Annotated in this window: 20 protein-coding genes; 16 read left to right on the forward strand and 4 right to left on the reverse strand. The window is 64.0% G+C overall.

All coding sequences use genetic code 11. The features are described 5' to 3' along the window. The first annotated feature begins 139 nt into the window (after positions 1-139). From argJ to JQK88_RS19900, 5 genes are all read left to right on the forward strand, one after another. Entirely contained in the window at positions 140-1,381 is a 1,242-nt protein-coding gene (gene argJ / locus JQK88_RS19880; RefSeq protein ID WP_112562280.1) for a bifunctional glutamate N-acetyltransferase/amino-acid acetyltransferase ArgJ, read from the forward strand. A gap of 29 nt (positions 1,382-1,410) precedes the next feature. Continuing rightward, positions 1,411-2,160, forward strand: coding sequence for a GNAT family N-acetyltransferase (locus tag JQK88_RS19885; protein ID WP_203279195.1), 750 nt, complete (start codon positions 1,411-1,413; stop codon positions 2,158-2,160). Then, positions 2,157-2,576, forward strand: a complete 420-nt coding sequence (mutT, locus tag JQK88_RS19890) for an 8-oxo-dGTP diphosphatase MutT (RefSeq protein WP_112562281.1) — start codon at positions 2,157-2,159, stop codon at positions 2,574-2,576. The genes JQK88_RS19885 and mutT overlap by 4 nt, the downstream gene beginning before the upstream one ends. Before the next feature lie 98 nt (positions 2,577-2,674). Continuing rightward, the gene (locus tag JQK88_RS19895; protein WP_203279178.1) at positions 2,675-2,989 is read left to right on the forward strand and encodes a hypothetical protein; all 315 of its coding nucleotides are present in this window, start codon (positions 2,675-2,677) and stop codon (positions 2,987-2,989) included. A 127-nt stretch (positions 2,990-3,116) separates the two neighbouring features. After that, positions 3,117-3,299 carry a Flp family type IVb pilin gene (locus JQK88_RS19900; RefSeq protein WP_142866391.1) on the forward strand — a complete coding sequence of 61 codons (183 nt, stop codon included), beginning with the start codon at positions 3,117-3,119 and terminating at the stop codon, positions 3,297-3,299. Positions 3,300-3,311: 12 nt separating this feature from the next. Here JQK88_RS19900 and JQK88_RS19905 read toward each other — a convergent pair whose 3' ends face one another. Next, positions 3,312-4,184, reverse strand: coding sequence for a class I SAM-dependent methyltransferase (locus JQK88_RS19905; RefSeq protein ID WP_203279179.1), 873 nt, complete (start codon positions 4,182-4,184; stop codon positions 3,312-3,314). Between the two features lie 56 nt (positions 4,185-4,240). On the opposite strand from JQK88_RS19905, the gene JQK88_RS19910 reads away from it, so the two are divergent. The 4 genes from JQK88_RS19910 to JQK88_RS19925 are packed head-to-tail and all read left to right on the forward strand — an operon-like array spanning position 4,241 to position 6,624. Further along, a complete protein-coding gene (locus tag JQK88_RS19910) occupies positions 4,241-5,026 on the forward strand; it encodes a ComF family protein (RefSeq protein WP_203279196.1) in 786 nt (261 codons plus the stop codon). A gap of 28 nt (positions 5,027-5,054) precedes the next feature. Continuing rightward, the gene (grxC, locus tag JQK88_RS19915; RefSeq protein WP_112562285.1) at positions 5,055-5,333 is read left to right on the forward strand and encodes a glutaredoxin 3; all 279 of its coding nucleotides are present in this window, start codon (positions 5,055-5,057) and stop codon (positions 5,331-5,333) included. Positions 5,334-5,335: 2 nt separating this feature from the next. Then, on the forward strand, positions 5,336-6,202 hold the full coding sequence (locus JQK88_RS19920; RefSeq protein ID WP_192258669.1) for a carbon-nitrogen hydrolase family protein: 867 nt from the start codon (positions 5,336-5,338) through the stop codon (positions 6,200-6,202). Further along, the gene (locus JQK88_RS19925; RefSeq protein ID WP_192258650.1) at positions 6,199-6,624 is read left to right on the forward strand and encodes a DUF1178 family protein; all 426 of its coding nucleotides are present in this window, start codon (positions 6,199-6,201) and stop codon (positions 6,622-6,624) included. Before JQK88_RS19920 ends, JQK88_RS19925 begins: the two co-directional genes overlap by 4 nt. Positions 6,625-6,758: 134 nt before the next feature. Here JQK88_RS19925 and JQK88_RS19930 read toward each other — a convergent pair whose 3' ends face one another. Next, a complete protein-coding gene (locus tag JQK88_RS19930) occupies positions 6,759-7,244 on the reverse strand; it encodes a MarR family winged helix-turn-helix transcriptional regulator (RefSeq protein WP_192258651.1) in 486 nt (161 codons plus the stop codon). Between the two features lie 117 nt (positions 7,245-7,361). Here JQK88_RS19930 and JQK88_RS19935 point away from each other — a divergent pair, with 117 nt between their 5' ends. Then, a complete protein-coding gene (locus JQK88_RS19935) occupies positions 7,362-8,252 on the forward strand; it encodes a DMT family transporter (RefSeq protein WP_192258652.1) in 891 nt (296 codons plus the stop codon). Between the two features lie 4 nt (positions 8,253-8,256). On the opposite strand, the gene ubiG is transcribed toward JQK88_RS19935, so the two are convergent. Next, the gene (gene ubiG / locus JQK88_RS19940; protein WP_142866386.1) at positions 8,257-9,006 is read right to left on the reverse strand and encodes a bifunctional 2-polyprenyl-6-hydroxyphenol methylase/3-demethylubiquinol 3-O-methyltransferase UbiG; all 750 of its coding nucleotides are present in this window, start codon (positions 9,004-9,006) and stop codon (positions 8,257-8,259) included. Between the two features lie 259 nt (positions 9,007-9,265). On the opposite strand from ubiG, the gene JQK88_RS19945 reads away from it, so the two are divergent. Beyond that, positions 9,266-9,835 (forward strand): putative glycolipid-binding domain-containing protein, encoded by a 570-nt coding sequence (locus JQK88_RS19945; protein ID WP_192258653.1) that lies wholly within the window; start codon positions 9,266-9,268, stop codon positions 9,833-9,835. Positions 9,836-9,854: 19 nt separating this feature from the next. Here JQK88_RS19945 and JQK88_RS19950 read toward each other — a convergent pair whose 3' ends face one another. Beyond that, on the reverse strand, positions 9,855-11,693 hold the full coding sequence (locus JQK88_RS19950) for a CHASE3 domain-containing protein (RefSeq protein ID WP_203279180.1): 1,839 nt from the start codon (positions 11,691-11,693) through the stop codon (positions 9,855-9,857). 246 nt (positions 11,694-11,939) lie between these two features. On the opposite strand from JQK88_RS19950, the gene JQK88_RS19955 reads away from it, so the two are divergent. From JQK88_RS19955 to JQK88_RS19975, 5 genes are all read left to right on the forward strand, one after another. Further along, positions 11,940-13,193: an aspartate kinase gene (locus JQK88_RS19955; protein WP_203279181.1), complete on the forward strand. Its 1,254-nt coding sequence runs from the start codon at positions 11,940-11,942 to the stop codon at positions 13,191-13,193. 83 nt (positions 13,194-13,276) lie between these two features. Beyond that, complete coding sequence (gene ptsP / locus JQK88_RS19960; RefSeq protein ID WP_203279182.1) at positions 13,277-15,547, forward strand: phosphoenolpyruvate--protein phosphotransferase; 2,271 nt, start codon at positions 13,277-13,279, stop codon at positions 15,545-15,547. Between the two features lie 8 nt (positions 15,548-15,555). Further along, on the forward strand, positions 15,556-16,635 hold the full coding sequence (gene prfA / locus JQK88_RS19965) for a peptide chain release factor 1 (protein ID WP_192258657.1): 1,080 nt from the start codon (positions 15,556-15,558) through the stop codon (positions 16,633-16,635). Further along, complete coding sequence (prmC, locus tag JQK88_RS19970) at positions 16,628-17,506, forward strand: peptide chain release factor N(5)-glutamine methyltransferase (protein WP_203279183.1); 879 nt, start codon at positions 16,628-16,630, stop codon at positions 17,504-17,506. Before prfA ends, prmC begins: the two co-directional genes overlap by 8 nt. 330 nt (positions 17,507-17,836) lie before the next feature. Then, complete coding sequence (locus JQK88_RS19975) at positions 17,837-18,766, forward strand: DUF4167 domain-containing protein (RefSeq protein WP_446669879.1); 930 nt, start codon at positions 17,837-17,839, stop codon at positions 18,764-18,766. The last annotated feature ends 74 nt before the right edge of the window (positions 18,767-18,840 follow it).

Here is an 18,840-nt window from a genome sequence, read left to right on the forward strand (position 1 = left end):
CGGCGCCAACGGATTTGAAATGCAAGCTTAATCCAAGGTGGCTTGCCGGCGCCGACGGCCAAGAAAACGCCCTTGCGCCGGGCCGTGGTATCGGGCAAACCGGCCTTCCCCAGCGTTTTCCCGTCGCCCGAGGTCTCCAATGTCCGCAACGATTTCGCCGCTCGCGCCGAAGAAATATCCCAAAATGCCTGCCATTGAGGGCGTGCGCATCGCCACCGCCGAGGCCGGGATCAAATACAAGAACCGCACCGATTTGCTGGCCATGGTCTTCGATGCCGGCACCGCTGTCGCCGGCGTGTTCACGAAATCGAAATGCCCCTCGGCACCGGTCGATTTCTGCCGGCAGAACCTTGGCGCCGGCAAGGCGCGGGTGCTGGTCGTCAACTCCGGCAACGCCAACGCCTTCACCGGCAAGAAGGGCCGCGCCTCTACCCAACTGACCGGCGAGGCGGCGGCCAAGGCTGCAGGCTGCACCCCAGGCGAAGTGTTCCTCGCCTCCACCGGCGTCATCGGCGAGCCGCTCGACACCAGCAAATTCAGCCATCTGCTGGCCGGGCTGGTCAAGGACGGCAAGCCGGACCTTTGGACCGAAGCGGCCAAGGCCATCATGACCACCGACACCTATCCGAAAGTGGCGACCGCGACGGTCAAGCTCGGCGACGCCGACGTCATCATCAACGGCATTTCCAAGGGCGCCGGCATGATCGCGCCCGACATGGCGACGATGCTGTCCTTCATCGCCACCGACGCACCGATCGCCGCCCCCGTGCTGCAGGATTTATTGTCGCGCGGCACGGCCAAGACCTTCAATGCGGTCACCGTCGACAGCGACACCTCGACCAGCGACACGCTGCTGTTGTTCGCCACCGGTGCCGCCGCCAAGCGCGGCGCGCCCGCCATCAGCGATCCCAAGGATGCGCGCCTCGGCGCCTTCCGCCGTGCGCTTGGCAAGGTGCTGAAATCGCTGGCGCTGCAAGTGGTGCGCGACGGCGAGGGCGCCCGCAAGCAGGTCGAAGTCACCGTTACTGGCGCGAAATCGGCGCGCTCGGCCAAGCGCATCGCGCTGTCGATCGCCAATTCGCCACTGGTCAAGACGGCGGTTGCCGGCGAGGACGCCAATTGGGGGCGCGTCGTCATGGCCGTCGGCAAGGCCGGCGAACCGGCCGACCGCGACCTTCTGTCGATCTGGTTCGGCGACAACCGGCTGGCGCATGAAGGCGAACGCGATCCAGGCTACTCCGAGGAAGCGACCTCGGCCTATATGAAGCGCGACGACATCCGCATCCGCGCCGATATCGGTATCGGCCGTGGCAAGGCGACGGTGTGGACCTGCGACCTCACCAAGGAATATGTCGCCATCAATGGCGATTACCGGAGCTGATGGAATTGGCTTCCAGGCATCCGGCAAGCATGCTCGCCATCGTGCGCCGCTACGAGGCGGCGGGTTTTCGCGCCTGGCCGGCGGCGGCGGTCCACTATGACGGTACCTGGGTGGTGCGGCTGACGGCCGGCCATCCGGCCAAGCGGCTGAACTCGGTCAACCCGCTCGATCCCGGCGATACCCAGCACATTGCCGAGCGCATCGGCCGCGCCAGTCGGCGCTTCGATGCCTATGGCAGGCCGCTGACCTTCCGCATCTCGCCGCTGTCAGGGCCGGACCTGGCCAGGCATCTCGACGATGAGGGCTGGAGCACATTCGACGAATCGCTGGTGATGCGGCTGCCGCTGGCGGATGCGCAGCTGGCGCTGGCCATGGACCAGATACCGCTGAAGGATATCAGCCGCTTTCTTGGTGCGTCGCTCAAGGTCAGTGGCTCGGATCCATCGCTGCGGCCGGGGCTTTCGGAAATCATCGGCGCGATTCAACCCGAGGTCGGGCTGTTTGCACTTGAGGAAGGGGCCGACCCGCTGGCGGTGCTGATCTGCGTCCATGACGGCGATCTTGCCGGCCTGTTCGAGGTCGCTACCGACAAATCGGCGCGCAACAAGGGTCACGGCCGCAACCTGATCCTGTCGGCGCTGAAGTGGGCCAGGCTGCGCGGGGCGCGGGAAGCCTGGCTGCAGGTCGAGGCCGGCAATGCGCCGGCGCTGGCGCTCTATCGGTCGCTCGGCTTCGAGGAAGTCTATCGCTACCACTATCGCCGGCCGCCCGGCGCATGAGCGAGGTTGCTAAAGGTAAACGCCTGCTCCTGGTCGCCGCCTGCGCGCTGGTCGATACCGATGGCCGCGTGCTACTGGCGCAGCGGCCAGAAGGCAAGCAGCTTGCCGGCCTGTGGGAGTTCCCGGGCGGCAAGGTCGAGCCCGGCGAGACGCCGGAACAATGCCTGATCCGCGAACTGCAGGAAGAGATCGGCATCGAGACCGACATACCGTGCCTGGCGCCGCTGACCTTCGCCAGCCATTCCTACGATGATTTCCATCTCTTGATGCCGCTCTTCGTCTGCCGTCGTTTTCGCGGCATCGCGCAACCGAAAGAGGGGCAGGTGCTGAAATGGGTGCGGCCGAAGCAAATGCGGGACTATCCGATGCCGCCTGCCGACGCACCGCTGATCCAGTTCCTCATCGATCTGTTGTGAGCAGAAGCCATTTCGCCGGCCTGATTTAACCAGCGTTAATGGAAGATTTATCTCGTCGTGAAAAGTTGCGGCAAAGCGGATTCGCCGGGAGCGATTGCATGAGCCTCGACAGGGAATGGGACTCGATCCGGCCGGATCGCAGCTTTCGCGCCGCCAATGCCGGTATGAGCATATTGCGCATCACGCTGCTGTTCGGCTCGGCTGCGGTGGCGCTGGCCCTGATTGCGGTCCCCGTCCTCGACAAACAGACGCGATCGTCCAGCCGCGATCCCCTTACAAGCGGCCTGGACACGATGAACACCGGCTCGGTCGGCGCGCGCGCCACCTATACGCTGCGCAGAAGCGTGCTGCAGCCCTCACCCAGTTCGGTCTGCATCATCCGCGCCGACGGCCAGCGCAGCGGCGACTGCTGACGAAGAAGGTCAACAAAAGCTTATTGATTTCCTTAACGCGGGCCCCGTTTCATCGCCTGTTAAGCTTGTGCCGTTAACCTTTCTTAACAGGTCGGCGGTATGGTCGTGACAAGAGGGATCGACGATCATGAAGACATTGTTGCAACGATTTTTGGAGGACGAAACAGGCGCCACGGCCATTGAATATGGCCTGATCGTCGCCGTGCTGTCGCTTGCCATCGTCGGTGGCGTCGGCAAGGTCAGCAATGCGATCCAGTTTCTGTTCAGCGACACCAACAGCAAGCTTGCCAACGCCTTCGCCGAGCACTGATCCGGAGCAGCGTCAACGCCCGCCGGGATTTTCCAGTATGGTCTTCAGCGAGACCTTCGCCGAGCCCGGTTTCAAGGGCTTTTGCTGCGAGGCATCGGGTGCCCAGCCCGACATCCAGACAACAGAGAAACTTGCCCTGATCCGGCCATCGGCGTCTGAAAAGCGTTCGGCATAGATTTCGGCAGCACGGGCAAACAGCTTTCGCGCACCCGGCCGCCGGCTGCGATCGGTCAGCGCGCTGGTTTCGCCCATCGCCCTGAGATCGGCGGTGAGGTCGAAAAGAGTATCGTAGCGCACAGTCACTGTTTCGACGTCGGCCACCGGCAGCGCAAGGCCAGCGCGCTGCAGCAGTGCGCCGGCGTCGCGGACATCGGTGAAGGGGATGACACGCGGGCTAGCGCCGCCATAAAGCTCGGTCTCGGCGGCGAGCAGGCTTTCGCGAAGTTCGGAAAGTGTGCCGGCGCCGGCGAAGGCGCCAAGGAAAAGCCCGTCGGGCCGCAAAGCACGGCGGATCTGCACCAGCATGCCGGGAATGTCGTTCATCGCCTGCAAAGACAGAAGCGAGACGGCGAGGTCGAGGCTTTCGGGCTGGAACGGCACGGTCTCCAGGGGTGCCACCAGCCCTGGCCGACCGTCCAGAAACGCTGCGTCCGCTTCGACGCGCACAATTTCTGCTGCCTTGCCGCTTGCAGCAACCACATCCGCCGCGGCCGGCGTCTGGCAAAACAACACGGCGGCCTTGCCGAACCGGCGTTCGACCGCGCCGAGCCGGTCAGCGAGATCTTCCGCTGCCCGCCGCATCAGAAAATCGGCGCCGGCCACAGGATGGCACAATGCCCGGCGCTTGTGTGCCAGCCAGAGCTCTGTATCGATGATGGGCTGCAAGGCAAACAATCCCTGTCTGTCCGCCTTGTGATATCGTGGCGCGGACGACAAACCACGTGGCCGATCCGGTGATGGAGATCAAGAGCCTCGCTCAAACGATGTTGGACTGGCCAGCACGGGTGCTGTTCCCGCCGGTCTGCGCCGGCTGCCGCAGGCATGTCTCTCAGCCTGGCGTTTTATGTGGCGCCTGCTGGCCCAAGCTCAGGCTCCTGGAGCGGCCATGGTGCGCGGTGATGGGCACGCCATTCACCCACGACATGGGCGAGGGGTTCCTGTCGGCCGAAGCGATCGCCGATCCGCCGCCTTTCGAGCGGGCGCGGGCGGCCGTGGCCTATTCGGGGGTTGCCCGCCAGATGGTGCAAGGGCTGAAATACCAGGACCGCACTGATCTTGCGCCATGGATGGCGCGCTGGATGCTGCGCGCCGGCGCCGAACTGATCGCGGATGCCGATGTCGTCGTGCCGGTGCCGCTGCACTGGCGGCGCTTTTTCAGGCGACAGTTCAACCAGTCGGCGGAACTGGCGAGGGCTGTTTCGCAGCTCAGCGGGGTGTCTTTCTCGCCCTCGGCGATCCGGCGCGTCAAGCTCACGCGCCAGCAGGTCGGGCTGGAGCGGCAGGAGCGCGAGGACAATGTGCGCGCCGCCTTCCGTGTGCCCACGGAAGCAGAAATCGAGATCGCCGGCCGCCGCGTGCTTCTGGTCGACGATGTCTACACCACTGGCGCCACCGTGCGCTCGGTCGCCAAGGCATTGAAAAAGGGCGGCGCCGGAGCGGTCGACGTGCTGACCTTCGCGCGTGTCCTGCCGGGGGACTTTCGGGCAGACGAGTCCGCGACTATATAAGATCAAGGAAAGACAGGATTGCAGACTGATGCTCGATGTGACGATCTATACCCGCATGATGTGCGGCTATTGCGCGGCGGCCAAGCGGCTGCTCGACCGCAAGGGTGTCGCCTACACCGAGCATGACGCATCCTTCTCGCCGGAATTGCGCCAGGAAATGATTTCGCGGGCGCACGGGCGAGCCACCTTTCCGCAGATTTTCATTGGCGACACGCATGTCGGCGGCTCCGACGAACTCCACGAACTGGAGGCGCGGGGACAGCTGGACAGGTTGCTTGCCGACGGCTCGACGACACAGAGGGCATGACGATGGGTGTTTTCAAGGCGGCGGCGATCCAGATGCGTTCGGGCGAAAGCCCCGAGCGCAACGCGGTCGATCTGGAGCGGCTGGTGCGTGAGGCGGCAAGCCTGGGTGCTACCTACATCCAGACCCCGGAAATGACCGGCGCGCTGATCCGCGACAAGGAAGCCAGGTCCGCCTCCTTCACTTCGGAAGATAAGGACGTCATCGTTTCGACCGCGCGCAAGCTCGCCCGTGAACTCGGCGTCTTCCTGCATATTGGCTCGACCGCCATCCTGCGTGCCGACGGCAAGCTCGCCAACCGTGCGTTGCTGTTTGGACCGGACGGCGCCACGCTTGCCACCTACGACAAGATCCACATGTTCGATGTCGACCTCGACAATGGCGAGAGCTGGCGCGAATCCGCTGCCTATGAGCCGGGCACCGAGGCCGTCGTCACCGAGATCGATGGCGCGAGGCTCGGCTTTGCCGTCTGCTACGATCTGCGCTTTCCGCAGTTGTTCCGCGCCGAGGCGCTGGCCGGCGCCGATCTTTTGTCTGTTCCCGCCGCCTTCACCCGCCAGACCGGCGAGGCCCACTGGCACGTGCTGCTGCGGGCCCGCGCCATCGAGAACGGCGCTTATGTCGTTGCCGCGGCCCAGGGCGGATTGCATGAGGACGGCCGTGAGACGTTCGGCCATTCGCTGATCGTCGATCCGTGGGGCCGCATCATTGCCGAGGCGGCGCATGCCGAGCCTGGCGTGATCGTCGCCGAGATCGACACCGCGCAGTCGTCGGCCGCGCGCAAAAAAATCCCCAACCTCAAGAACGCGCGCGACTTTGCCGTCAATGCCGGCACGGCCGAGGCGCCCCGGCTCAGAGGCGCAGCTTCGTGATCCGCTTTGCCCTGATCTGCGAGCATGAGCACGAGTTCGAGGGCTGGTTTCGCAGCAATGACGATTTCGACACGCAGAAGAAGCGTGGCTTCGTCGACTGCCCGAGCTGCGGTTCGCACAAGGTGCAAAAGGCGCTGATGGCGCCGGCCGTCTCCACCGCCCGCAAGCAGGAAACAATCGCGCTGGCCATGGGCGAAGCGCAGAAGCAGGCGTTGGCGCAGCTGAAGGCGATGGCCGAGAAGGTGCGCGAGAATGCCGACTATGTCGGCGACAAATTCGCCGAGGAGGCGCGCAAGATCCATTTCGGCGAGAGCGACCCGCGCGGCATCTATGGCGAAGCGACGCTGGACGAAGCCAAGAGCCTGGCCGAGGACGGCATCGAGTTCATGCCGATCCCGAGTTTTCCCGACGAACGGAACTGAGTTCCATGACCAGGCCGCAACGGCTCCGGAAGGCTGAGCGGCGGTCTGGACGGAACGATGCCAAAGGGGCTTCCGGCCAGCCGAATTGACTGTTCCTTTCCCGGCTGCTGCCGATCTCCGCTTGGCTCGGCTGTTCAGCCTGCATTCGCTATCAATTTCTCGAGCAACTGAGCCAGCGTCTCCCGCTCGGCGCTGCTGAGGCCGGCGAGGATTTCGTGTTCGTTGGCGACGTGAGCGGTGAGGGCCTCGTCGATCAACGCGAGACCCTTTTCAGTCAGTTGCACGACAATGCCGCGCCGGTCGTTGGGGTGGGGGCCGCGCAGGATCAATCCTGCCTTTTCCAGCCGGTCGAGCCGGTTGGTCATGGCCCCCGATGTCACCATCGTCGCCTCGTAGAGCGCGGTCGGCGTCAGCGCATAGGGCTGGCCGGACCGGCGCAACGTCGCCAGCACGTCGAATTCGCCGGCTTGCAGACCGAAGCGGGCAAACAGCGGCGCGAGGCGTTCGCGGGCAATCAGCGACGAGGCTTCGTTCAATCGGCCGAGTACCAGCATCGGCGTAACATCCAGGTCCGGCCGCTCCCGCGCCCACTGCTCGACCGCCTTTGCCGCGCGATCCATTTGTCTTACCATTAAATATCTTGATGTTAAGAATCTTTGCGTTATGCTACCTCAAGATACAGGACCGGCGGACTGCCGCAAGTGCCAATTTCGCAAGTGAGTGGACGGGACCATCCGATGAAATTTCTCTGGGAATCGGCACCCGGCTTGCTGGTGGTCACCGGCGGCTTGCTCGGCCTGACCCTGCCGTTCGGCAAGCTGGCGACGGCTGCCGACGTTCCGGCCATGGTCTGGGCCTTCGTCATCTCGTTCGGCGCAGGCGGTGTCCTGCTGTGCGCGCTGCTCGCCAGCGGCCAGCGCATGCAGCTCACCCCGCACAGGCTCCGCTATTTCTTCATCACCGCGGCCGTGTCCTATGCCGGGCCAAATCTCTTGATGTTCTCGGCCATGCCGCATCTCGGCGCCGGCTACACCGGCATCATGTTCACGCTGTCGCCGGTCATCACGCTGGTGTTTTCGATCCTGCTCGGCGTCAGGCGGCCCAACATGCTCGGCGTCGCAGGCATTGCCGTCGGCTTCATCGGCGCAGTTATGGTGGCGGTGACGCGCGGCGAGGCGGGCCAGCCGGCCGACTTCTTCTGGGTGCTGGTCGGGCTCATGATCCCGGTCAGCCTTGCTGCCGGCAACATCTATCGCACCGTCGACTGGCCCGAAGGCACAGGTCCGATCGAGCTTGCCGTCGGCAGCCATCTGGCCTCGGCAACGCTGCTGTTGGTCGGGATTCTCGCGCTGTTCGGCGTCGGCGCATTCGCCCCGCTCGGCGCTGTGCCGCTGGTCGTTGTGGCGCAGGTTGCGTCAGCTTCGGCGATGTTTGCCTTCTTCTTCCGGCTGCAGGCGGTGGGCGGCCCGGTCTATCTCAGCCAGATCGGCTATGTCGCGGCGGCCGTCGGCCTGTTCGCCGGCACGATCTTCCTCGGCGAGCACTACCAACTGCTGACCTGGGCCGGAGCAGTCATCATCACCATCGGCGTGATCATCACCACCAAGGCCCAGAATCAGAAGGTGTGAGGGGTCAGACCGACCCCTTCTCGGCCAGCACCATGTAGTTGACGTCCATGTCCTTGGAGCGCTGCCAGCGGTCGGCGAGCGGGTGGTAGATGACGCCGGTGCGGTCGATGACGGTCATGGCGGCGTTGCCCAGCGCCTTTTCCAGCTCTTCGGGCCGCACCAGCTTGCCGAACTGGTGGGTGCCGCGCGGCAGCCAGCGCAGCACGTATTCGGCGCCGATGATGGCCAGACCGAGAGCCTTCAGCGTTCGGTTGATGGTGGCCACGAACATGATGCCGCCAGGCTTCACCATCTCGCCGCACTTGCCGATGAACAGGTCGATGTCGGCGACATGCTCGACCACTTCCATGTTGAGGATGACGTCGAATTTCTCGCCGGAATCGGCAAGGTCTTCCGCGGTCGTTGCGCGGTAATCCACCGTCACCCCGCCTTCGGCCGCGTGCAGCTTCGCCACCTCGATGTTGGTTGCCGATGCGTCGGCGCCGACCACTTCGGCGCCAAGCCTGGCCATCGGCTCGCACAACAGCCCGCCGCCGCAGCCTATGTCGAGGAAGCGCAGGCCTTCGAACGGCCGCGCCGCCCGCGGGTCACGACCGAAACGCGCCGCCACCTGGTCGCGGATATAGGCAAGCCGAACCGGGTTGAACTTGTGCAGCGGACGGAATTTGCCGTTCGGGTTCCACCATTCGGCGGCAAGGGCTGAGAAGCGTTCGACTTCTCCGGCATCGATCGTCGATCGACGGGGCTCTGGCATGGGGCGGGTCTCCTAGAGCTCTTTTATTCGGGCGCAATTTCGGACGGAAAACCGGTTCCCACTTTTCCTGGAATTGCTTGGGAGCGATAGGAAGTCGGGTGTGAGGCCGGGAATGTCAAGGCAACAATTTTCCGTGCTGACACGGCGGCACGCTCTGTCAGGGGCATGTCAGCTGCCGAACGCCGCGATGAAACACGGTTGGCCTTGCGGGCGAAAGAGGAGCATCGTTTTTGAATTCGAACTCGACGGAGTGGATTCCATGACATTAACGCCAGCGTCGATTCTCTGGCGTCGGCTGGATGTGGAGGGCCACGATTCCTGCCTGCTTTCACAGGTCAAGGACGGCTACTGCCTTAGGGGGCAGGCCATTTTCGTCCAGGACGACAAGCCCTGCTGCCTTGCCTATGAGGTGGTCTGCGATGCTGGCTGGCAGACAAGGGCGGCACGGGTCGATGGCTTTCTCGGCATGCGCGAGCTGCTCTATGCGATTGAGCGCGGCACCGACGGTCAGTGGACGCTGAACGGCGAAATCCAGCCGGACGTCGCCGGCCTGGTCGACGTCGATCTCGGTTTCACGCCGGCATCGAACCTTCTGGCGATCCGCCGGTTCGACCTCGGCGTCGGCCAGGCAAGGCCCGCGCCGGCCGCCTATCTGGCCTTCCCCGAGCTCAGGCTGACGCGTCTTGAGCAGAGCTACCAGCGGCTGGATGAAGGCCGCTATGCCTATGCCGCGCCGATGTTCGGTTACGACGATATCCTCGTCGTCTCACCGGCCGGCTTCGTCGTCAGTTATCCTGGCCTGTGGACAAGCACGGCTGCGTCGGCCTGAAGGCAGCCGAATCGCCCGCCTATTTCGCGTCCAGCACGTCGCGCAGTTTCGTTGCCAGTTGCTCGATGGTGAAGGGCTTGGCCAGGAAATGCACGTCGTGGTCGAGCACGCCGTTGTGGACCACGGCGTTCTTGGTGAAGCCGGTGGTGAAGATCACCTTCAACTGCGGCAGGCGCGCCAGCGCTTCCTCCGCGAGCTTGCGGCCGTTCATCACCGGCATCACGATGTCGGTGAACATAAGTGCCACGCCCGGATTGTCCGCCAGTTTCTGCAAGGCTTCCTGGCCGCTGCCGGCATGGATGACCGTGTAGCCGAGTTCGCGCAAGGCGTCCGTGGTTGATGCACGCACGCGGGCGTCGTCCTCGACAACGAGGACGGTCTCGGTGACTTCAGCGGGATTGTCGCCTCGGCCAGTGGGCAGGACAGCCTCTTCCGCACCGAAGAAACGCGGCAGATAGATCTTGATCGTCGTGCCTTCGCCCGGTTCGGAATAGATCTTGACGTGGCCGCCCGACTGTTTGACGAAGCCGAACACCTGGCTAAGGCCCAGGCCGGTGCCCTTGTTGACCGGCTTGGTGGTGAAGAACGGCTCGAAGGCCTTCTCCATGACGTCCGCCGGCATGCCGGCGCCGGTGTCGCTGACCGCGATCATCACATACTGGCCGGCTTTGACCTCGGGATGGGTGACGGCGTAGCTGTCGTCGAGATGGCTGTTGGCGGTCTCGATGGTCAGCTTGCCGTCCTCGTCCATGGCGTCGCGGGCGTTGACCGCCAGGTTGAGGATAGCGTTTTCGAGCTGGCTCGGATCGGCATGGGTCTTCCACAGGCCGCCGGCCAGCACGGTTTCGATGCGGATGGTTTCGCCCAACGCCCGCCGCAACAGGTCCGACATCCCTGTAACCCGACGATTGGTGTCGACCACTTGCGGCGCCAGCGGCTGCTGACGCGAGAAGGCGAGCAGCCTGGCAGTCAGATTGGCGGCCCGGGTCGCCGCGTCGACCGCCGCCTCGATGAATTTCTCGATGTCGTGCTCGCCGCGCGCGAGTTTGCGCTGGGCGAGGTTCATGGCACTGATGATCACCGCCAGCATATTGTTGAAATCGTGGGCGATGCCACCGGTCAGCTGGCCGACCGCTTCCATCTTCTGCATCTGGCGGATCTGCGATTCGGCCGTTTCGCGCGTCCGGATCTCGTTGCCGAGCTCGATGTTCTTACGCATCAGCTCCTCCTGGGCGACAGCGACCTCGCGAAACCGGCGGCGCGACAGGCGGATCGTGTAGGCGCCAAGCAGGAAAATCGCCAGCAGAGCTGCGAATGAGCCGATACGCAGCCAGCTTTCGACCCGGTCGGTATGTTCGTCGCGGGCAGCGATTGCCGCGCCGCTGATGCGCCGGATCGTGTCCATGCTGGCCCTGATCTGGTCCATGGCGGCCTTGCCCTGGCCGCTGCGAACCAGTTCCAGCGCTTTCGCCGCGTCGCCGTGATCGTAAAGCGCAATCGTCTGCGTCAGTTCAGCCTGCCTCAGCGAAAGCGCGTCCTTGATGCGATTGATCTGCTGGACGAGTTCGTCGTCCGGCGCGGTCATGCTATCGATGCGGGCAAGCTGGCCCGGAATGGCCTCGACCGCCTGCCGATAGGGCTGGAGGTAGGATTTATCCCCGGTCAGGAGATAGCCGCGCTGGCTGGTTTCGGCGTCCTGCGCCAGCGAAAGCAGGCCGGACAGCGATTCCTGGTACTCGATTGCCTCGCGCGCCGCTTCGCGATTGGCCCTCTGGCCCTCGACCAGCACCGCGCGCGTGCCGACGATCAACGCCAGCACGCCGAAGCCGACGAAAAGCGGCAGCGATTGCCATCGCATGGCACGTCGAAGACGAGCAATCATTTGATATGCTGGACCAAAAGGAGTTCCCCGCGGGCAGCATTTGGTAAGCGGCGGCGGGGCGGAACGCAATATGCCGTCGTCCTGAAGCCGGCAATCCGTGGCCAGCCTTGCGAAACGGTGATCATTTGGCTAAGGAGGCCGCGCATTCAGCGGTCGGCTTCTGTCGGGCGCTTTCTTCCCCTTTCGGCCCGGGCCGGCTTCAGTCAAAGGCATTTCGCTTCCATGGCGCGCATCGTGATGAAATTCGGCGGAACCTCCGTCGCCGACATCGCCCGCATCCGCAATGTGGCGCGTCACGTCAAACGCGAGGTCGATGCCGGCCATGAGGTGGCTGTCGTGGTTTCCGCTATGGCCGGCAAGACCAATGAACTGGTCGGCTGGACCCGCGAAGCCTCGCCGATGCACGATGCGCGCGAATATGACGCCGTCGTCGCCTCGGGCGAACAGGTCACCGCCGGCCTGCTGGCCATCACGCTGCAGAATATGGGCGTGCACGCCCGCTCCTGGCAGGGCTGGCAGATCCCGATCAAGACCGACAACGCACATGGCGCGGCGCGCATCCTAGACATTGACGGGGCGTTTTTGATCAAGCGTTTCGGCGAGGGTCAGGTGGCAGTCGTCGCCGGTTTCCAGGGCATCGGTCCGGACAACCGCATCGCCACGCTTGGCCGCGGCGGTTCAGACACCAGCGCGGTGGCCATTGCCGCCGCGGTCAAGGCCGATCGCTGCGACATCTACACCGATGTCGACGGCGTCTACACCACCGATCCGCGTATCGAACCCAAGGCGCGGCGGCTTAACAAGATTTCGTTCGAGGAAATGCTCGAAATGGCCTCGCTCGGCGCCAAGGTGCTGCAGGTGCGGTCGGTCGAGCTTGCCATGGTGCACAGGGTGCGTACTTTCGTGCGGTCGTCCTTCGACGATCCCGATGCGCCCGGAATGGGGGATTTGCTCAATCCTCCGGGAACGCTCATTTGCGACGAGGAAGAGATCGTGGAACAGCAGGTCGTCACCGGAATTGCCTACGCCAAGGACGAAGCGCAGATTTCGCTGCGCCGGGTCGGCGATCGCCCGGGCGTTGCCGCCGGCATTTTCGGCCCGCTGGCCGAGGCCAACATCAATGTCGACATGATCGTCCAGAACATCTCCGAGGACGGCAAGTTCACCGACATGACCTTTACCGTGCCATCCGGCGACGTCGACAAGGCTCTGGCCGTGCTCGAGCGCCTCAAGGCTCCGATCGGCTATGACGTCGTGCAGTCCGAGGCCGGCATGTCGAAGGTCTCGGTCATCGGCATTGGCATGCGCAGCCATGCCGGCGTGGCCGCCACGGCCTTCAAGGCGCTGGCCGACAAGGCCATCAATATCCGGGCCATCACCACCTCCGAGATCAAGATTTCGATACTGATCGACGGTCCCTACACGGAACTCGCGGTTCGCACTTTGCATTCCGTCTACGGTCTGGATAAGCAGTAGCGAGAACGATTTGAGTTGTTGCGTGTGCGCCGGTCGCAGTGGAAACTGCGGCGGGCAAAATGCCCATTGGAGAAGAAGCCGCGATGCGTGATACGGCCAGTGGCCCGCGCGTTCTGCTGAAACGGCTCCGCGAGCTCATGCAGGAGCCGCTGGAGCCGCAGGAGCGGCTTGACCGGATCGTGCGCGACATCGCCTCCAACATGGTCGCCGAAGTCTGCTCGCTCTATGTGCTGCGCGCCGATTCGGTGCTCGAACTCTACGCCACCGAAGGTCTGAACCCGAACGCCGTCCATTTGGCGCAATTGCGGCTGGGACAAGGCCTGGTCGGCACGATTGCCGCCAGTGCGCGACCGCTCAACCTCTCCAATGCGCAGGAACACCCGGCCTTCGCCTACCTGCCGGAGACGGGCGAAGAGATCTACAATTCCTTCCTCGGCGTGCCGGTGCTCAGGGCAGGGCGCACGCTGGGCGTGCTGGTCGTGCAGAACAAGACCATGCGCCACTACCGCGACGACGAGGTCGAGGCGTTGGAAACCACCGCCATGGTGATCGCCGAGATGATCGCCACCGGCGATCTTGCCCGGCTGACGCGGCCCGGCCTCGAACTCGACCTGCGCCGTCCCGTCAGCTTCACCGGCCTGTCGTTCAACGAAGGCGTCGGGCTTGGCCATGTCGTGCTGCACGAGCCGCGCATCGTCGTCACCAATCTGTTCAACGAGGACAGCGAGGAGGAGGTCCGCCGGCTGCAGTCCTCGCTCGGCTCGCTCAGGCTGTCCATCGACGACATGCTGGAGCGGCGCGAGGTCGCCTTCGAGGGCGAGCACCGTGAGGTGCTCGAGGCCTACCGCATGTTCGCCAATGACAGCGGTTGGGTGCGCCGGCTGGAAGAGGCGATCCGCAACGGCCTGACGGCGGAAGCTGCTGTCGAGAAGGTGCAGAGCGACATGCGCGCCCGCATGCTGCACATGACCGATCCCTATCTGCGCGAGCGGATGAGCGATTTCGACGATCTCGCCAACCGGCTGCTGCGCCAGCTGATGGGGCGCGGGCCGGACGATGTCGCGGCTTCGCTGCCGAAGGACGCCATCCTGGTCGCGCGTTCGATGGGCGCGGCAGAGCTGCTCGACTATCCCAGGGACAAGTTGCGCGGCGTGGTGCTGGAGGACGGCGCCGCCACCAGCCACGTCGTCATCGTCGCGCGCGCCATGGGCATCCCGGTCGCCGGCCAGATGAAGGGCGCCGTTTCCATGGCGGAAAACGGCGATGCCATCATCGTCGACGGCGAGGAAGGCACCATCCATCTGCGGCCGCAGCCGGACCTCGAAGCCGCCTATGCCGAAAAGGTCCGCTTCCGGGCGCGCCGGCAGGAGGTCTACCGCGAACTGCGCAAGAAGCCGTCTGTGACCAAGGATGGCGTCCAAGTCGATCTGTTGATGAATGCAGGTCTCGCCGTCGACCTGCCGCAGCTGGCCGAAGCGGGTGCGGCCGGCATCGGCCTGTTCCGCACCGAATTGCAGTTCATGGTCGCCTCGACCTTCCCCCGCGCCGAAGCGCAGGAGAAACTCTACCGCGACGTGCTCGACGCGGCGCGCGGCAAACCAGTCACCTTCCGCACCATCGACATTGGCGGCGACAAGGTGCTGCCCTACTTCAAGGGCGCCATCCAGGAAGAAAACCCGGCGCTGGGCTGGCGGGCGATCCGCCTGACGCTCGACCGGCCGGGCCTGCTCAGAACCCAGATCCGCGCTCTGCTGAAGGCCTGCGGCGGGCGCGAACTGAAGCTGATGCTGCCGATGGTGACGGAACTCGGCGAAATCGCCCAGGCGCGCGAAATCATCGACCGCGAGGTCAGGCATCTCTCGCGCTTTGCCCATCATCTGCCGACCAGTCTCAAGCTCGGCGCCATGCTGGAAGTGCCGTCGCTGCTGTTTCAGCTCGACGATCTGATGAAGGCAGTCGATTTCGTCTCGGTCGGCTCCAACGATCTGTTCCAGTTCGTCATGGCGGTCGATCGCGGCAACACGCAGCTGTCCAACCGCTTCGACACGCTGTCGGCGCCGTTCCTCAGGGTGCTGAAGCAGATTGCCGACGCCGGCGAGCGCAACCACACGCCGGTGACGCTCTGCGGCGAACTGGCGGGAAAACCCATCTCCGCCATGGCGCTGATCGGCCTTGGTTACCGCTCGATCTCGATGTCGCCGGCCTCGATCGGCCCGGTCAAGGCGATGCTGACCGAACTGCCGCTGGAGGAATTGCAGGCCTTCTTTTCCGACAATCTGATGGCGCCGGCGCATGGGCTGCCGATGCGGGCGCTGCTGCAGGCCTTTGCCGACGACCGCTCCATCCCGCTATAGCATCAACCATGGTCAATCTTCCCCGCGAGCGTATGGATCAGGTCGTGAAGCGTTTCGAGATGCTCGAAGCGCAGATGTCGGCCGGCCCGGCGGCCGATGTCTATGTGAAGATGGCCTCGGAATATTCCGAGCTGCAGGACATGGTGGCCAAGGTCAGGGAATTGCGCTCAGCCGAACATGAGCAGGCCGACCTCGAAGCGATGCTTGCCGATAAAAGCATCGATGCCGAGATGCGGGCGCTGGCCGAGGCCGATCTGCCCGGGGTCGAGGAGCGCATCGAGGAACTGCAGAAGGACATCCAGATTCTGCTGCTGCCCAGGGATGCCGCCGACGACAAGAACGCCATCCTCGAAATCCGCGCCGGCACCGGCGGCGATGAGGCAGCGCTTTTCGCCGGCGACCTGTTTCGCATGTATGAGCGCTATGCCGCCGAGCGCGGCTGGCGCTTCGAGACGGCTTCGGCCAGCGAAGGCGACGCCGGCGGCTTCAAGGAAATCATCGCCACCATTTCCGGCAAGGGGGTCTTTGCCCATCTGAAATTCGAATCCGGCGTGCACCGTGTGCAGCGCGTGCCGGCGACCGAGGCCAGCGGGCGCATTCATACCTCGGCGGCGACGGTGGCCGTACTGCCGGAAGCCGAAGAGGTCGATATCGACATTCGCGCCGAAGACATCCGCATCGACACGATGCGCGCCTCGGGTTCGGGCGGCCAGCACGTCAACACCACCGATTCGGCGGTGCGCATCACCCATCTGCCGACCGGCATCATGGTGGTGCAGGCTGAGAAGTCGCAGCACCAGAACCGGGCCAAAGCCATGCAGATCCTGCGCGCGCGGCTCTATGACATGGAGCGCAGCAAGGCGGACGAGGAGCGTTCCGAGGTGCGCAAATCACAGGTCGGGTCGGGCGACCGCTCGGAGCGCATCCGCACCTACAATTTCCCGCAGGGGCGCCTTACCGATCACCGCATCAACCTGACGCTCTACAAGCTCGATCGGGTGATGATGGGCGAGCTGGACGAGGTCATCAACGCGCTGATCGCCGACCACCAGTCGAAGCTGCTCGCCGATATCGGCCTCGATGGCTGATCATCTGCCCGGCACGCTCGGGCCGCTGCTGCGGGCAGTGCGGGAGCGGCTTGCCGCGGCCGGCGTCGCCGATCCGGCACTGGACGCCAGGCTGATCGTCGAACATTTTTCCGGTACGACCCGTACAGAGGCCATCGCCGAGCCGCAACGAGCGCTTGATGCCGATGCCGTTGCCGCGATCGATGCCGCCTTGCGGCGGCGCCTTGCCGGCGAACCGGTGCACCGCATCCTCGGCTATCGCGAATTCTATGGCCTGCGTCTTGGGCTGTCCCCGGAAACGCTGGAGCCGCGGCCGGACACCGAAACACTGGTCGAGGCGATCCTGCCCTTTGCCAGCGAAACGGCCGAAAGGCTGGGGGAATGCCGTATCCTCGATCTTGGCACCGGCACCGGCGCCATTGCGCTGGCCCTGCTCAGCGCCGTTCCCGCCGCGACCGCCACCGGCGTGGATATTTCACAAGACGCGCTCACGACCGCGACCCGCAATGCCGAGCAACTCGGGCTGATCGGCCGGTTTGAGGCGCTGCACTCCGACTGGTTCGCAAAAGTTTGCGGCCGCTACCATGTAATTGCCGCAAACCCTCCCTATATACCTTCTGAAGACATTGGAAATCTGCAGGACGAGGTCCGCGATTTCGATCCGTGCAGAGCCCTCGATGGCGGTGTGGACGGTCTTGGCCCCTACAGGATCATCGCCGCCGAAGCGGCAGGGTTTTTGGAAGCACAAGGCAAGATTGCGGTCGAGATCGGCCACACGCAGCGCAATGAGGTCAAAGACATATTCGCGGCAGCCGGCTACAGGCTGGCCGAGGCATTTGTCGATCTTGGCGGAAACGACAGGGTTCTTATGTTTGAACAGGGAAAGCCTTGACGCAGTGCAAAAAAGCGCTTGGCAATGCCGGGGAATGCGGCTAGGGTCCGCCTTAACCGGATGAGACGAAGCAGGCAGTGCTCTTAGCGATTCGGTTTTCCTTGGAAATAGCTGCCTTCTTGCGCAAACGACGCCCAAGCTTCGAGCGGGAATCGTCCGGCAAGTGATGTAACCGGAACAGGATGACACGTGGCGCCAACGCAATTGATGCGGGCGAACGCCGGTGAAGAGACGAAACGGCTGGCTGCATGAGCGCCTCCGTTCGTGAAAGTTTTTCGAAAATTTCAAAATGAAGAGAGTCTAATGAGGCCACAACAGCAGAACAGGCGCATGCGCGGTCGCAACAACAATGGCGGCGGCGGCAACAACAATAACAACAATAACAACCGCAAGGGCCCAAACCCCCTGACGCGCAACTATGAGAGCAACGGCCCGGACGTGAAGATCCGTGGATCGGCTCAGCAGATCGCCGAAAAATATGCCACTCTGGCGCGTGACGCGCAAAGCTCCGGCGACCGGGTGATGGCGGAGAATTACCTCCAGCACGCCGAGCACTACAACCGCATCATCGCTGCCGCGCAGGCCCAGTTGCCGATCCAGAACCAGCAGCAGAATCGCGACGATTTCGACGACGATGAAGATCGCGACGATTTCGACAATGCCGGCAACGGCAATGGCGGCGAGACGCAAGCTCCGCAGGCCAACCACGGCAACGGTCCGCAGCCGACGATCGAAGGCACACCGGCCGAACTGGCATATGGCCAGGAAAACAGCCGCGAGAACAACAATGGCCGTGACAATAATGGCCGCAACAATAACGGGCGTGACCGCAACCGTGATCGTCGCCCCAATGGCGGTTATGGCCAGAACGACCAGCGTGGCGACTATGCCCAACGCGGCGAGCACCAGCGCGGCGACCAGCAGCGCTTCACCGAAACCCCGGTGCAGGCGGAGGCCGTTTCCGCGGTTGAACCCGAAGCCGAGACCGGGTTCTCCGAGCCGGCGCCGCTATACGAAAACCTGTCCCCGGCGGCTCTTGCCGCCCGTGCCGAACTCAATGAGGCCGCCGCCGAGAACGGCACTGCCCGCCGTCCGCGGCGTCCGCGGCGTCCGCGCACCAATGCCGATCCTGTCGGTGACGACCAGTCCGGTGGTGAACAGGTCGATGGCGCCAGCGAGACCGTTGCAGCCACCGAGGTGGATGCGGCGCCGGCTGAAAGCCCTACCGTCGACCCGTTCGTCGTCGACGCCAACAACTGACCGGACAAGACGGCAATCCTTGAAACGGCGGAGAGAAATCTCCGCCGTTTTCGTTTGCTCAGGTATGCAATATC

The sequence above is a fragment of the Mesorhizobium caraganae genome (genome assembly GCF_016836705.1).
Classification (GTDB): domain Bacteria; phylum Pseudomonadota; class Alphaproteobacteria; order Rhizobiales; family Rhizobiaceae; genus Mesorhizobium; species Mesorhizobium caraganae.